At 72.9% G+C, this 14033-nt stretch carries 17 protein-coding genes; 6 read left to right on the top strand and 11 right to left on the bottom strand.

All coding sequences use genetic code 11. The features are described 5' to 3' along the window. Nucleotides 1–103 precede the first annotated feature (103 nt). Nucleotides 104–2020, top strand: a complete 1917-nt coding sequence (locus AC0HI0_RS24175; protein WP_480925780.1) for a beta-propeller domain-containing protein — start codon at nt 104–106, stop codon at nt 2018–2020. On the opposite strand, the gene AC0HI0_RS24170 is transcribed toward AC0HI0_RS24175, so the two are convergent. From AC0HI0_RS24170 to AC0HI0_RS24145, 6 genes are all read right to left on the bottom strand, one after another. Then, nucleotides 2013–2765: an EI24 domain-containing protein gene (locus tag AC0HI0_RS24170; protein ID WP_480934372.1), complete on the bottom strand. Its 753-nt coding sequence runs from the start codon at nt 2763–2765 to the stop codon at nt 2013–2015. The two genes, AC0HI0_RS24175 and AC0HI0_RS24170, sit on opposite strands and share 8 nt — an antisense overlap. 63 nt (nt 2766–2828) lie before the next feature. After that, complete coding sequence (locus AC0HI0_RS24165; protein ID WP_480925779.1) at nt 2829–3458, bottom strand: Pr6Pr family membrane protein; 630 nt, start codon at nt 3456–3458, stop codon at nt 2829–2831. A gap of 94 nt (nt 3459–3552) precedes the next feature. Continuing rightward, on the bottom strand, nt 3553–3735 hold the full coding sequence (locus tag AC0HI0_RS24160; RefSeq protein ID WP_480925778.1) for a hypothetical protein: 183 nt from the start codon (nt 3733–3735) through the stop codon (nt 3553–3555). Nucleotides 3736–3850: 115 nt separating this feature from the next. Next, the gene (locus AC0HI0_RS24155; protein WP_480925777.1) at nt 3851–4309 is read right to left on the bottom strand and encodes a DUF309 domain-containing protein; all 459 of its coding nucleotides are present in this window, start codon (nt 4307–4309) and stop codon (nt 3851–3853) included. A 36-nt stretch (nt 4310–4345) separates the two neighbouring features. Next, nucleotides 4346–4753 carry a VOC family protein gene (locus tag AC0HI0_RS24150; RefSeq protein ID WP_480925776.1) on the bottom strand — a complete coding sequence of 136 codons (408 nt, stop codon included), beginning with the start codon at nt 4751–4753 and terminating at the stop codon, nt 4346–4348. 22 nt (nt 4754–4775) lie between these two features. Next, nucleotides 4776–5183, bottom strand: a complete 408-nt coding sequence (locus AC0HI0_RS24145; RefSeq protein WP_480925775.1) for a helix-turn-helix domain-containing protein — start codon at nt 5181–5183, stop codon at nt 4776–4778. Nucleotides 5184–5215: 32 nt separating this feature from the next. Here AC0HI0_RS24145 and AC0HI0_RS24140 point away from each other — a divergent pair, with 32 nt between their 5' ends. Beyond that, nucleotides 5216–6259 (top strand): DNA polymerase IV, encoded by a 1044-nt coding sequence (locus tag AC0HI0_RS24140; RefSeq protein WP_480925774.1) that lies wholly within the window; start codon nt 5216–5218, stop codon nt 6257–6259. 126 nt (nt 6260–6385) lie between these two features. Further along, the gene (locus tag AC0HI0_RS24135; protein ID WP_480925773.1) at nt 6386–7996 is read left to right on the top strand and encodes a choice-of-anchor A family protein; all 1611 of its coding nucleotides are present in this window, start codon (nt 6386–6388) and stop codon (nt 7994–7996) included. A gap of 155 nt (nt 7997–8151) precedes the next feature. Here AC0HI0_RS24135 and AC0HI0_RS24130 read toward each other — a convergent pair whose 3' ends face one another. Next, complete coding sequence (locus AC0HI0_RS24130) at nt 8152–8862, bottom strand: S1 family peptidase (RefSeq protein ID WP_480925772.1); 711 nt, start codon at nt 8860–8862, stop codon at nt 8152–8154. 315 nt (nt 8863–9177) lie between these two features. On the opposite strand from AC0HI0_RS24130, the gene AC0HI0_RS24125 reads away from it, so the two are divergent. Beyond that, nucleotides 9178–10011 (top strand): ADP-ribosylglycohydrolase family protein, encoded by an 834-nt coding sequence (locus tag AC0HI0_RS24125; protein WP_480925771.1) that lies wholly within the window; start codon nt 9178–9180, stop codon nt 10009–10011. On the opposite strand, the gene AC0HI0_RS24120 is transcribed toward AC0HI0_RS24125, so the two are convergent. Together AC0HI0_RS24120 and AC0HI0_RS24115 are read right to left on the bottom strand one after the other, a co-directional pair. Further along, entirely contained in the window at nt 9978–10847 is an 870-nt protein-coding gene (locus AC0HI0_RS24120) for an SRPBCC family protein (protein ID WP_480925770.1), read from the bottom strand. The genes AC0HI0_RS24125 and AC0HI0_RS24120 overlap by 34 nt on opposite strands. Next, a complete protein-coding gene (locus tag AC0HI0_RS24115) occupies nt 10844–11152 on the bottom strand; it encodes an ArsR/SmtB family transcription factor (protein ID WP_480925769.1) in 309 nt (102 codons plus the stop codon). Before AC0HI0_RS24115 ends, AC0HI0_RS24120 begins: the two co-directional genes overlap by 4 nt. Before the next feature lie 133 nt (nt 11153–11285). On the opposite strand from AC0HI0_RS24115, the gene AC0HI0_RS24110 reads away from it, so the two are divergent. Both AC0HI0_RS24110 and AC0HI0_RS24105 read left to right on the top strand, forming a co-directional pair. Then, nucleotides 11286–12419 carry an aminotransferase-like domain-containing protein gene (locus AC0HI0_RS24110; protein WP_480925768.1) on the top strand — a complete coding sequence of 378 codons (1134 nt, stop codon included), beginning with the start codon at nt 11286–11288 and terminating at the stop codon, nt 12417–12419. A 93-nt stretch (nt 12420–12512) separates the two neighbouring features. Beyond that, nucleotides 12513–13118 (top strand): response regulator transcription factor, encoded by a 606-nt coding sequence (locus AC0HI0_RS24105; RefSeq protein WP_480925767.1) that lies wholly within the window; start codon nt 12513–12515, stop codon nt 13116–13118. Nucleotides 13119–13130: 12 nt separating this feature from the next. Here AC0HI0_RS24105 and rnhA read toward each other — a convergent pair whose 3' ends face one another. Further along, nucleotides 13131–13583: a ribonuclease HI gene (gene rnhA, locus AC0HI0_RS24100; RefSeq protein WP_480934371.1), complete on the bottom strand. Its 453-nt coding sequence runs from the start codon at nt 13581–13583 to the stop codon at nt 13131–13133. Between the two features lie 8 nt (nt 13584–13591). Beyond that, nucleotides 13592–13996, bottom strand: a complete 405-nt coding sequence (locus tag AC0HI0_RS24095; protein ID WP_480925766.1) for a DUF1801 domain-containing protein — start codon at nt 13994–13996, stop codon at nt 13592–13594. Nucleotides 13997–14033 lie beyond the last annotated feature (37 nt).

The raw sequence follows: 14033 nt of genomic DNA, 5'->3' as shown, positions 1-14033 counted from the left end.
GATTTCGACTGTCAGTCCGGTTGTCCAGTCAATCACGTCGGTCCGCGCGAGGCCGATCGGCCCGCTGTGCAACGCTCCTGCCCGCCGGCTCCGTCCTGTGGGCATGACGCGATGGACCTGGGGTAGGCGGGCGGCGCTGCTCGGCGGGGCGGCCCTGGTGGCGGTGGTGGGCACGGCGTCCGCCGTGCCGGTGGTGTTCGACGTGCAAGAGCCCCTGCCGGTGCGCAACGTGCCGGTCGAACTGGTCGCCTACAACACGTGCGACGCGGCGCTGACCGAGCTGCGCGCGGCGATGGCCCCGCACGTCGGGGCCTACGGGCTGGCCGGGTCGGGCAACTACAGCGTGCTGGAGGGGGACAGCCGCGCGGGCGTGCCGATGGCCGCGTCCGGCGAGAAGTCCGCGCCGGAGCACTCCAAGACGAACGTGCAGGAGGCCGGCGTCGACGAGCCGGACCTGGTCAAGACCGACGGCAAGCGGGTCGTCACGGTCGTGGACGGCAAGCTGCGCGTGGTCGACGTGGCGTCGCGCAAGCTCACCGGCACGCTCGACCTGCCCTCCGGGTACGCGACCCACCTGCTGATGCGGGGCGACCGCGCGCTGGTGATCGCCGGGGCGGCGATGGCGGCCGACGTCGGGTTCGCGCCGGGGTCGTTCGCCCCCGAGGGCGCGACGGTGACCATGGTCGACCTGGCGGACGCGCCCAAGGTGGTCGGCACGCTGAAGCTGGACGCCCGGTACCTCGACGCCCGGCAGGTCGGCGACGTGGTGCGGGTCGTCGTGGCGTCCTCGCCGCGGCTGCCGTGGGTGTACCCGACCGACGGGACCGGTGCGGCGGAGTCGTTGATCCGCAACCAGGAGATCGCGGCCACCGCGCCGATCGAGGCGTGGCTGCCGAAGTACGAGCTGACCGCCGGCGACGGGTCCCGCACGGCGGGCTCGCTGGTGGCGTGCGACCGGATCCGGCACCCGGAGCAGCACTCGGCGACGTCCATGCTGTCCGTGCTGACCTTCGACTTCCCCGGCGAGCTGGGCTCCGGTGACGCGGTGTCGGTCGTCGCGGACGGCGACACCGTCTACAGCACCGACAAGTCGCTCTACATCGCCGACGACCACCACCTGGTGCCGAACCTGAACCGGATGCCCGCGCCGCCGACCACGACGGCCATCCACCAGTTCGACATCTCCCAGCCCGGCCCGCCTCGGCACGTCGCGTCCGGCCAGGTCGAGGGCTCGCCGCTGAACCAGTACTCGCTGTCCGAGCACGACGGCCACCTGCGGGTGGCGACCACGGCGTTCACCGCGCCGGGCATCCCGGAGCGGCCGCCCGCGTCGCAGAGCGCGGTGACCGTGCTCAAGCGGGTCGACACCAAGCTGGTCGAGGTCGGCAAGGTGGACGGGCTGGGCGTCGGCGAGCGGATCTACAGCGTCCGGTTCGTCGGGCCGCTCGGGTACGTGGTGACGTTCCGGCAGACCGATCCGCTCTACACGCTGGACCTGTCCGACCCGGCCAAGCCGCGCAAGGTCGGCGAGCTGAAGATCACCGGCTACTCGGCCTACCTGCACCCGGCGGGCGACGGGAAGCTGATCGGCGTGGGCCAGGAGGCCACCGACGAGGGCCGCGTGCAGGGCACGCAGGTGTCGCTGTTCGACGTCCGCGACGCCGCCGCGCCGACCCGGATCGCGAGCCACCACGTGCCGGGCGGGACCTCCGAGGTGGAGTACGACCCGCACGCGTTCCTGTACTGGCCCCAGCGGGATCTGCTGGTGCTGCCGGTCTTGTCCTACGCGACGGTGGACAAGCCGTCCGGGCAGATCTCCGGCGGGGTGCTGGTGCTCCGGTTGCGGGACAACACCTTCACGTCGCTGGGCACCGTGCAGCACGCGTCCGGGCAGGGTTTCGACCCGGGCGTGCGGCGGGCGCTGGTGGTCGGCGACGACCTGTGGACGGTGTCGGCGGGCGGGGTGCAGGTGACCCGGATCGACGGGCTGGCTCAGCAGGCGTGGGTGTCGTTCACCTGATCTGGTCGTTGAGCAGGCGGTGCGCGAGGACCGTGCCGCCTGCCATCGCCGCCGGGAACACCACCAGCGCGGCCAGCGGGACCAGGCACAGCAGGTAGGTCGGCACGGCGAAGCCGAGCGTGACCGCGCGGCGCTTGCGCAGCACCCGGCGGCGCACGTCGAGCTTGAGCCCGCGCCGGGTGAACGGGATGCCGGTCAGCTCGATGCCGAGCAGGGTGGCGTTCACGCAGACCGCGATCACCGGCACGACGGTCTGCCCGACCACCGGGATGAACCCGGCCAGGAACAGCGGGATCGCGCACAGGACCGCCAGGCCCACCAGCAGGACCGCGTCCCGGATGCCGACCCCGGCGGCGCGCGCCCAGCTCACCCGCTGCGCCTCGGGCACGCCGCCGAGTTCCTCGTCCTCGATCGTCTCGGCGATGTGCTCGTAGAACGGGCCGCCGATGATCAGCGTGATGGCGGAGAACAGCAGCAGGCCGACCGCCACGTACGCGCCGATGATCGACAGGCCGGCGGCGACCCTGGTGGTGGTGCGCAGGGTGTCGTTCCAGCCGTCGGCGAACGGGGTGGCCCACGCGGCGATGTCGTTGATCCACACCCCCAGCGCCACCAGGCTGCCGATCAGCAGCACGCTGGTGATCAGCGCCGGGATCGCGCCGATCAGCAGGAGCTTGGGCGAGCGGAACACCAGCCCGAACCCCTTGGCCAACAACCCGACACCGGTCGCGAAGTCGCGCAGCACCCTGATCACCGGCGGAGCATATCCGCCTGCCGGGCGCGGTCGGGACGATTCGGACAGGCCCGGTCAGCCGGTCCGCTCCCGCGAGGTCAGCCGGTCCAGCCCGAGTGCGCCGTACGCCAGGGCCAGGAACAGGGCCGAGACGCCCAGGCAGTTCAGCAGCACCCGGCCGTAGCCGAGTTCGGCGACGTCGACGAACGGGTACGGGTAGTAGTCGACGAGCGCGCCCCGGACGAGCGTGAAAGCCAGCCACGCCAACGGGTAGATCACCGACCAGCCGATGATCCGGGAGGTGATCGCGCCGCGCGGTCCGAACGCGAGCCAGCCCACCACGCAGAGCACCGGCGAGGCGGTGTGCAGCAGGAAATCGGCCACCGCCGCGCCGCCGTCGAGTTCGTGCAGGCCCTTGAGCACGGTGTGGAAGACCACTCCGGTGACCGCGATGCCGAGCAGGCCGTCCAGGCGGAGGGTGCGGAACAGGGTGGTGGGGCGGTCCGGGTTCGCGGCGAGCAGCGCGTTGGTCAGCAGGACCAGGACGTTCGACTGGATCGTGAAGTAGCAGAAGACGTTGAACAGGCGCGGGCCGAGGTCGGGGAAGCGGCCGGTGTCGTCCTGCCAGGACACCACGACCTGCACGACCAACCCGACCAGCGCCACCAGCGCGGTGAGGGCGAACCACAGTCGACGCGCGTTCATGAGCGCGCACGCTAGTGGCCGGCCGGGCGCCTCGCCGGGTCAGCCGCCCTCCACTTCGGACGCCGGGGGACGGGCGTCCGAAGTGGAGCGGGGGCTAGCGGCGACGGCGGAACGAGAACGCGCGCGCGCCCGTGCCGACGCCCGCCAGGTGCAGCGCCACGCACAGCAGACCCGCCACGAGGAGCGTGCCGCCGTCGATGACGGAGCCCAGCGACACGTTGGCGAGGTCCAGCAGGAGCGCGAGCCCGAAGATGACCGCGGCGATGATCGCGAACACAGGAGCCTCCTAGGGAATCAGGTGTCCTGTCGATACCCCGGGCGCACCGGCCCCAAGCGGGCATTCGGCCCAATTCCCCGGCCGATTCCACGGCGTTCGGGTCGGGCGGCCGGGTTCAGGGCCGGCCCGGGTCGGCGACCAGGCGGGGCGGGGCGGGGGTGGCGGTGCGGGCCCAGTCGACCAGGCCGGCGACGTCCACGCCGTACGGCGGGTCCGCGCGGAACGGCTCGATGTTGCGCGCGCCCCGGTCGAGCAGCGAGTGCGCGCCCTTGGCGTTGCCGCGCGCCAGGTGGGTCAGGCCGACCGCGAGCTGGGCCAGGCCCCGCCACAGCTCGCGTTCCGGCTCGGGCGCGGTCTTCCACGCGTCCTCCAGGACTTCGTGCGCGTGGAACGGTTTGCCGTCGTCCAGCAGGCGTTGCGCCTCGACCAGCGCCTGCTCGGGCGGGCGCGGCACGCCCTCGGGCTGGCGTTCGACGCCCGGCGCGCCGTAGGGCAGGGGACGGCCCAGGCCGTCGCGCGGGCGCGCGTTGCGGGCCCGGCCGGTCTCGTCGCGGTCGCGGGGGCTGCCTTCCACGAAACCGATCGTGTCACGGAAGGCAGCCCGCACGCATCACGCCCGCTTGCCGGCGAACCGGAGCTGGTTGCCCGACGGGTCGCGGAACGCGCAGTCCCGCGCGCCGTAGAACTGGTCGATCGGCTCCTGCACGACCTCCGCGCCGGCCGCCCGGATCCGCTCGAAGGTCGCGTCCAGGTCGTCGACCTGGAAGATCGCGCTGTCCAGCGCGCCCTTGGCCATCAGCGCCCGGACCGCCTCGGCGTCCTGCGCGGACCGGCCCATCTCGGGCAGGGCGAGCACGATCTGGACGTCGGGCTGGGTCGGCGAGCCGACGCTGAGCCAGCGCCAGGTGTCGAACGGCGCGTCGCTGCGGACTTCGAGGCCGAGCACGTCGCGGTAGAAGGCCAGTGCCACGTCCTGGTCGTGCACGTGGATGAAGGTGTAGGAGAACGTGATGCTCATGGCGCGAACCTATGCCCGCCGGTCAGGGGCGCGCTTCTCGAACTCTGCTCGGTCGCGACGCGTTCTTCGCCCAGCACGCGGGCACCCTGGCGACCGCCGAGTGGTCCCGGGCGCGGTAGGCGCTGGGCGACTCGCCGACCAGCTCGGTGAACCGGGTGCTGAACGAGCCGAGCGACGTGCAGCCGACCGCCAGGCACACCTCGGTGACGCTCAGGTCGCCGCGCCGCAGCAGTGCCTTGGCCCGCTCGATGCGGCGGGTCATCAGGTAGTTGTAGGGGGTCTCGCCGTACGCGATCTTGAACTGGCGGGCGAAGTGCGAGGTCGACATCAGCGCGGCGCGGGCCATCGTGGGCACGTCCAGCGGCCGGGCGTACTCGCGGTCCATGAAGTCGCGGGCCCGCCGCAGGTGGGCGAGTTCCTCCGGGGTCACGCGGACAGCATTTCACGCACATACTGGTGGACGTGTCCGAACAGGACTGGGTGCTGCACGTGGACCTCGACCAGTTCATCGCGGCGGTCGAGGTCGCGCGCCGGCCCGAGCTGCGGGGCAGGCCGGTGGTCGTCGGCGGGAACGGCGACCCGACCGAGCGCGCCGTCGTGGCGACCGCGTCCTACGAGGCCCGCGCGTTCGGCGTGCACTCGGGGATGCCGCTCAAGACGGCCGTGAAGAAGTGCCCGGACGCGGTGTTCCTGCCCTCCGACGCGCCCGCGTACGAGGCGGTGTCCGCGCAGGTCATGGACGTGCTGCGGGAGCTGCCCCTGGTGGTCGAGGTGATCGGCTGGGACGAGGCGTTCCTGGGCGCGCGCACCGACGACCCGGAGGCGCTGGCCGCGCTGGTCCGGGCCCGGGTGCGGGAGGAGACCGGGCTGTCCTGCTCGGTCGGGATCGGGGACAACAAGCTGCGCGCCAAGCTCGCCACCGGGTTCGCCAAACCCGCCGGGATCTACCGGCTGACCGCGCGGAACTGGGTCGAGGTGATGGCCGCGCGGCCGGTCGTGGCGCTGTGGGGGATCGGCGGGCGGACCTCGGCGAAGCTCGCCGAACTGGGCGTGCGCACGGTGGCCGACCTGGGCCGGGCGGACCCGGAGGTGCTGGCCCGGCGGTTCGGCCCGGCCACCGGGCCGCACCTGCGGCGGCTCGGGCTGGGCGCGGGCGACACGGCGGTCAGCGCCACGCCGTGGGTGGCGCGGTCGCGGTCCCGGGAGACCACGTTCCAGCAGGACCTGTCGGACGAGGCGGAGATCCGCGAGCAGGTGCTGGTGATCGCGCGCCGGGTGGCCGAGGACGCGCGGGCCGAGGGGCGGCCCGTGCTGCGGGTCGCGGTGAAGGTCCGGTTCGTCCCCTTCTTCACCGGCACCCGGAGCGTGACGCTGCCCGAGCCGGGCGAGGACGTCGAGGCGGTCGAGCGGGGCGCGCTGGCCGCGCTGGCGAAGTTCGAGCTGACCCGGGCGGTCCGGCTGCTGGGCGTCCGCGCGGAGTTCGGACTACCGCCGGAAGGCCCCTGAGCTGCGCGGACAGGGTGCCGGCTGTGATCTGTGTTTCACTCGGTCGAGCGGTTCTCCTTACCCTTGTGGGTTACCCCAGCACGTGTCGTCGCGCGGTTCACGAGCCGCGCACAGAGCATCGTGCGCATGTCCCGCACGCGTGCTCACCTACTCGGCGTCTTCGGCGCGGTGGCCCTCGTGGCCGCAGTCGGTCTTCAGGGGATCGGCTCGGCCGACCCGCTGCCCGGCGGTCTCGGCCCGTGCGTCGGGTCGCAGTGCCCCGGCACGTTCCCGCCGGTGAACAACGGCGACTTCGCGGGGCGCGACGAGGGCATCAACGTCTACGTCGGCGGCGACATGCTGGTGCGCTTCGGCGCGGCCGAGGCCGAGGGCCTGGTGGTCGTCGGCGGCGACTTCGACCAGAACAAGGCACCCGGCGGCTCGCCCATCTACAACATCGGCATCGTCGGCGTCGGGTCCCGGGTGCCGCCGCCCGACGGGTCGGACTTCCTGGTCACCGGCGGCGGGGTGACCATCGCGAACGAACAGCGGCTGGTCGGCGAAGGCGGTGTCGTGCACCACGCCGGCCCGCTGACCGGCACGGTCGTCGGCGACACCAACGCCGACCCGAACGCGTTCGCGCCGTACACGAACCTGACGGCGCAGCTGAACACGGCCAGCCAGTGCTACAAGACCGCCGTGGCCACCGGCACCGCCGTGAACCAGGGCTACCAGACGCTGTTCACCGGCGACGGCACGTCCGCGCTCCAGGTGTTCAACGTCGACTTCGACATCGCGAGCGCGTCCGGCGGCGCCCAGGGCATCGAGTTCGTCGGCATCCCGCCCGGCGCGACCGTGCTGGTCAACATGCTCGGCGCGGACCGCAAGATCGTCACCTTCACCGGCGAACTCGCCGACGGCAGCCCGGTCAACGCGCTGCGTGAGCGTTTGCTGTGGAACTTCCCGGACGCGACCGCGGCCGGCATCAACGGCAGCGCCCAGTTCCAGGGCAGCGTGCTGGTGGGCAACCCGGCGAGCATGACGACGGTGACCGTGCCGGGCCTCAACGGCCGGTTCTTCTCGGCGGGCTCGCTGACGCACGGTGGCGCGAACACGGGCGGCGGCCAGGAGTTCCACGCGTATCCGTTCAACGGCGACCTGCCGAGCTGCGCGGAGCCGACCACGACCACGACGACCACCACGACGACCACCACCACCACGACGACGGAACCGACGACGACCACGACGGAACCGACGACCACGACCACCACCACGGAACCGACGACCACCACGACGGAACCGACGACCACCACGACGGAACCGACGACCACCACGACGGAACCGACCACGACCACCACGACCACCACGACCACCACGACGACTGAGCCGACCACGACGACCACCGAGCCGACGACCACGACCACGACCACCGAGCCGACGACCACGACCACGACGACCGAGCCCACGACCACGACGACCACGACGGCACCGACCACGACCACCACGATCGGCGGACCCAGCTCGACCACGACCACCACGGCGACGGGGTCGACCACGAGCGGGTCGGTCACGTCCACCACGGCGGTCGGACCCGGGACCACGGTCGGGCCCACGACCACGACGGACGTGGTCGGCGGCGGGTCGGACGACCTGGCGCAGACGGGTGCGAACGTCGGCTGGACGGTCGTCGTCGGCGGGCTGCTGCTGGCCGGCGGCACGACGTTGCTGGTCCTGCTGGGACGCAGGCGGCGGAGCTGAGCTGACGTGCCGGTGACCTGATCGCGGGGTCACCGGCACGGAAAAGGCTCACGGCCCGGATCGCGCCGGGCCGTGAGCCTTTTCACTTGGGGAGCCCGCCCGCGCGGCCAGGTTCGCCGTCGAGGCCGCGCGGACGGGCCGTCCGGGTGCGGGGATCAGACCCCGGCGACGGACTGGATCCAGGAGCGGTACCGGGTCACGTTGGTGTACGCGGTGGTGGTCTGCCGGTCGCTCGTGGAGGCCACGCCGATCTGCTGGCCGTTGTAGACCATCGGGCCGCCCGAGTCACCGCCGGCGGTGATGCCGTTGCCGTAGCGGGCGCAGATCGCCGTGCCGCCGTACGCGTCGGTGCAGCTGCCCGACACGGTGACGTTCGCGACCTTCAGCCGCTGCGACTGGCAGTTGATCTCCGAGCCGCACCGGGACGTCGCGCCCCAGCCGTAGACCTGCACCGAGCTGCCGGCGCCGGGGGAGGTCGTGGCGAGCCGGGCGTACGTCGCGGTCACCGAGCGGTCGAGCTTGACCAGCGCGAGGTCCGACGAGTGGGTGACCGTCTGGATGCCGTTGGCCGTGGTGCCGCCGCTGGTCTGGTCCAGGCTGCCGATCCGGAACGACAGCCCGCCACCGCTCACGCAGTGCTTGGCGGTCAGGATCCAGGTGGGCGCGATGATGGTCGACGTGCAGGTCTGCCGACCGTTGGAGAACAGTCGAGCCGCCCACGGGGCGCTCGTCGCGTAGCCGCCGCCGATGATGTACGGCGTCACACCGCCGTCCGTGCCGGCCGGCGCGGCCGACGCGGACGGCATGACGGTGAGCAACGAGAGGGCGGCGGCTGCGAGCGCAGGGATCAACCTGGTGATTCGCAAGGTTCCTCGATTCCGAAGACACGCGATTTCTCGCGCACAGGGTGTCTTTGGTCACGAAATTCGTACCACCCAATTGGGGTAAAAGGGATATACCGAACCGGTTATAGCTCGACGTTAGGCCGACTTTCGGATGGTGTCCTACCTGCGCTTGAGCTGGGCCGACGGGTCGTTCAACAATGTCCGGGGTGTGAATGGCGGCGGGCGGTTCAGCCGTTCTGCTGCGGCCATTGGAATCAATGCGGCGCACCCCGACGCAGAACCACCGGGAGGGTCGGATCGCCGGACCGGCGGCCGTTCGGCGGTCATCATCGGGTCATGTTGGTCGAACTCGCGATCGGCGACGCGTACGGCGCGGGCTTCGAGTACGCCGCCGCCGACTTCGTCGCCGCGCACAACACCCTGGCGGGGTACGTGCAGCACCCCACCCACCTCGGCGTCGCGCCCGGCGCGTACACCGACGACACCCAGATGACGCTCGCGCTGGCCGAACTGCTGGTCGACGGCGGCCCGTGGACGCCGGCGGCGATCGCCGACCGGTTCGTGGACGCCTTCCACCGCGACCCGCGCGACGGCTACGCGCGCGGCTTCCAGGCGTTCCTGGGCGAGGTCCGGACGGGCGCGGACTTCCTGGCCCGCATCCGGCCGGACAGCGACAAGAGCGGTGCGGCCATGCGCGCGGCACCGCTCGGCCTGCTCCCCGACGTGGACGAGGTGCTGCTGCGCACCGAGGTGCAGGCGCGAGTCACGCACGACACGCCGGACGGGGTGGCGTCCGCGTCGGCCGCCGCGCTGGCCGTGCACCACTGCCGGTACGACCTGGGCCCGGTGGCCGAGGTCGGCGACTGGATCGCGGACCGGCTCGGGTCGCCGGTGTGGGCCCGGCCGTGGTCGGGGGAGGTCGGGTCCAAGGGCGTGATGAGCGTGCGGGCGGCGCTGACCGCGTTGGCCGGGCACGGTTCGGCGAGCGGGGTGCTGCGGGCGTGCGTGGCGTTCACCGGGGACGTGGACACGGTCGCGACCATCGCGCTGGCCGCCGCCGCCACGTCATCGCGGGTCGCCGCCGACCTGCCGGCGGTGCTGCGCGACGGTCTGGAGAACGGGCGCTACGGCCGCGATCACCTGGCCCGGGTGGACGCTCGGCTCCCGTAGTCGCGCTCCAGTTCGGCGAACCGGTCCGCCGGCCACCGGCGGACCTCGCCGAACGTGGCCGCGAACAGCAGGTCGAGGTGCACGTGCCAGGCGGCGAGCGCGGTCGGCGCGAACGCCGGGTCGGTCACCGCGTGGGCGAGTTCGACGGACGTGCCGCGCTCCGGGTCGTGCCGGAACTCCCAGCGCACGGTCCCGGTGGGCGAGGCGAACTCCAGCAGCCGGGGCGCCTCGATCGCGGTCACCGGGCCGGGCGGGACGTGCGGGTTGGTCGCGCGGGCGGGCAGCACCGGGGCTCCGTCGGCGAACAGCGCCCACACCTCGTCCAGCGGACGCCACACCAGGTCCCGGACGAACCGGACGACCCCGTCCTCGACGCGGCCCTCGTCCAGGCCGAACGCGCGGACGTAGCGCTCCATCGGCTCCAGCCACCCGGCCGGCGGCTCGGCGGTGCGCCCGTCGAGGCCCGCCTCCAGCGCGGACAGGCACGAGTCCCAGCCGGCGGCGGTGCGGCCGGCCGCCGGTTCGGCGTCCAGGGCGTGGGTGAACACCAGCAGGCAGCCCTCCTCGTGCGGGTGCAGCTCGAACCGCAGCACGTCGGTGTTCCAGCGGAACGCGAACACCTTCGGCGGGTCGAGTTCGAGGATCTCGCCGGCGCTCTCCGAATCGGGGAAGGCGAACCGCAGCGCGGTCCCGTCGACGGTCACCTCGGCCGGGAACCAGTGCTTCAGCTCGGCCGGTTCGGTCACCGCCCGCCACACCTCGGCGGGCGCGTGCCGCAGCACGCGTTCGAAGCGCAGCACCGGCTTGCCGTCGACCCGTCGCAGTTCGGCGTTCATCGGTCCATCCCGTCCAGTCGTCGTTCCAGGGCGTCCAAGCTGTGCTCCCACAGCAGCCGGTAGGGGGCGAGCCACGCGTCCACGGCGGCCAGCGGTTCCGGGCACAGCCGGTACCACCGCCGCTGCGCGTCCCGCCGCACCTCCACCAGCCCGGCCTCGCGCAACACCTTGAGGTGCTTGGAGACGGTCGGCTGGGTCAGCGTGAGCCGGTCCACCAGGTCGTTGACCGGCCGCTCGCCCGCGCGCAGCGCGTCGAGGATCTCCCGGCGGCGCGGGTCCGCGAGCACCGCGAACGTAGATTCCATCTCGGCAATATAGCCCGAACGGCATATACGGCGCAACGGCTAGGCTTGGTCCCGGGCGCCTCGACCCCCAGCGCGACCTGCTCGCTCGCGGCACGACCGCGACCTCCCCGCTCCTGAGTCCCGAGGAACCACCATGCCCCGCACCTTCGCCGGTTCGCCCGTCCGCGACCTGCTCGCCCTCACCGCCCGGCCCGAGGTGATCTCGTTCGCGGGCGGGCTGCCCGCCCCCGAGCTGTTCGACCTCGACGGCCTGCGCGCCGCGTTCGACCGGGCGGTGACCCGGCGCTCGCTCCAGTACGCGCCCACCGAGGGCGACCCCGACCTGCGGGCACTGGTGGCCGGGCGGATGACCGCCCGGGGGCTGCCCACGACCGGGGACGACCTGCTCGTCACCACCGGGTCGCAGCAGGCGCTGACCCTGGTCGTCACGGCCCTGCTGGAGCCCGGCGCGGTGGTCGCCGTCGAGGAGCCCACCTACCTGGCCGCGATCCAGGCGTTCCAGCTCGCGGGCGCGCGGGTCGTGTCGGTCGCGAGCGACGAGCACGGGCTGGTCCCGGCGGCGCTGGCCGACGTGCTCGACCGCGAGCGGCCCGAACTGCTCTACCTGGTGCCGACCTTCGCCAACCCCACCGGCCGCACGCTCACCGCCGAGCGCCGCGCCGAGGTCGCCGCGCTCGCCGACCGGCACGGCCTGTGGGTCGTGGAGGACGACCCGTACGGCGAGTTGCGCTACCGGGGCGACCACGTGCCCGCGCTGGCGTCGATGAGCGCGCGGGTGCTGCACCTGGGCAGCTTCTCCAAGATCGGCGCGCCCGGCCTGCGCCTGGGGTGGCTGCGCGCCCCGGCCGGGCTGCTGCGCACGCTGACGATCGTGAAGCAGGCCGCCGACCTGCACACGTCCACCGTGGACCAGGCCGCGGCCGCCGCCTACCTGGCCGCCAACGACCTGTCCGCGCACGTCCGGACGCTGTGCGCGGCCTACCGGGAACGCCGGGACGCGATGGTCGCCGCCCTGCCCGGCACCCTGCCGGCGGGCTCCCGGTGGACCGACCCGGACGGCGGCATGTTCGTCTGGGCCACCCTGCCGGGCGAGGTCGACACCGCCGACGTGCTCGCCGCGGCGCTCGCCCGGGACGTGGCGTTCGTGCCCGGCGCGTCCTTCTACGCCACCACCCCCGACCCGGCGACCCTGCGCCTGTCGTTCACCACCAACACCGTCGAGCGGATCGCGGAGGGGATGCGGCGGCTGGCCGGCATCTGGGGATGAGGCCGGGACCGGCAACTGAACGGTCCGCATCTTCGCGCGGTGATGCACGATCGACCCGGCCCGGTCCCCGTTCCCGGTCCGCGGGAGGCCGTCTTGATCAGGGTGCTGGTCGCCGACGACGAAGACCTCGTCCGGGTGGCGCTGGCGTCGCTGCTGGGCCTGGAGATCGACCTGGAGGTCGTGGCGCTGGCCTCGGACGGCGCGTCGGCGCTGGCGGCGGCCGTCGCGATCCGGCCGGACGTGGCCGTGGTCGACGCGGTGATGCCCGGCCTGGACGGCTTCGCGGTGGCCGCCGAACTGGCCCGGGTGCTGCCCGGCTGCGCGGTCGTCGTGCTGACCGGCCAGGGCAAGCCGCCGCACCCGCAGCGCGCGCTGGCCGGCGGGGCGAAGGGCCTGGTGCCCAAGGGGTCGCCGGCGGGCGCGCTGGCCGACGTGATCCGCAAGGTGCACGCCGGCGGCCGGTACGTCGACCCGGCGATCGCGGCGAACGCCCTGCTGCCGCCCGCGTGCCCGCTGACCCCGCAGGAGCTGGAGGTGCTGCGGCAGGCCGAGTACGACACGCCGGTGGCCGAGATCGCCCGCCGGATGGGCCTGTCGGTCGGGACCGTGCGGAACTACCTGTCGGCGGTCGTCGGCAAGCTCGGCGCGACCGGCCGCTGGGACGCCTTCGCGACCGCCCACGACAACGGCTGGCTGTGAGCCGGCCCCGGCCTAGCGCCCCGAGACCTCGCGGACGCCGCGCACCGCGAGCTGGTCGGCGCGCTCGTTGTCGACGTGCCCCGAGTGGCCCTTGACCCAGTGCCACTCGACCTCGTGCCGCGCCGCGGCCTCGGCCAGCCGACGCCACAGGTCGGCGTTCTTGACCGGCTGCTTCGCGCTGGTCAGCCAGCCGTTGGCGGCCCACTTCGCCATCCACGACGTGATGCCGTTGCGCACGTAGGTGCTGTCGGTGTAGATCCGCACGACCGACGGCCGGGTCAGGCTCTCCAACGCCTGGATGGGAGCCATCAGCTCCATCCGGTTGTTGGTGGTCGGCCCGGCGTCGCCGCCGTACAGGTCCTTCTCGTGCGTCCCGTACCGCAGCACCGCACCCCACCCGCCCGGTCCGGGATTGCCGCTGCACGCGCCGTCGGTGTAGATCTCGACCACCACGCCCGGCAACATACAGGTGATCACCCGGACGCCGCGTCGCGCTTGAGCTTGCGCCACCCGCCCGCCCGGTTGTTCGCGATGATCTGCCGGAACATGGCGACCAGCGCGGGCGCGTTGATCGGGTCGTCGCGCCGGAACGCCACCGTGCGCGCGGTCTTGTTGTCGTGCCCGGCGGTGATGATGCCCTCCGGGTCCGGCACCATCGCCCCGTCGTAGAGGAACACGTTGACGTGCGTCTTGGCCGCGAGCAGCGCGCAGACGTTGCCGTCGAGCACGAAGTACGGCCGGTTGGTGAACTTGATCGTCTCGACCACGTCCGGGTCGGCCTCGTGCACCAGGTCGCGCACCGCGCGGCAGATCTCCCGCTGCCACGGCGGCAGCGCGTCGATGTACTCGTCGACCCGGGAATCGGTGGTGTAGGACATGGCGGACCTCCCGTGCTGGTGGACCCGGCACCCGTGA

Source organism: Saccharothrix sp. NBAS 001 (assembly GCF_056640475.1).
This window is presented reverse-complemented; position numbering and strand designations above follow the sequence as displayed.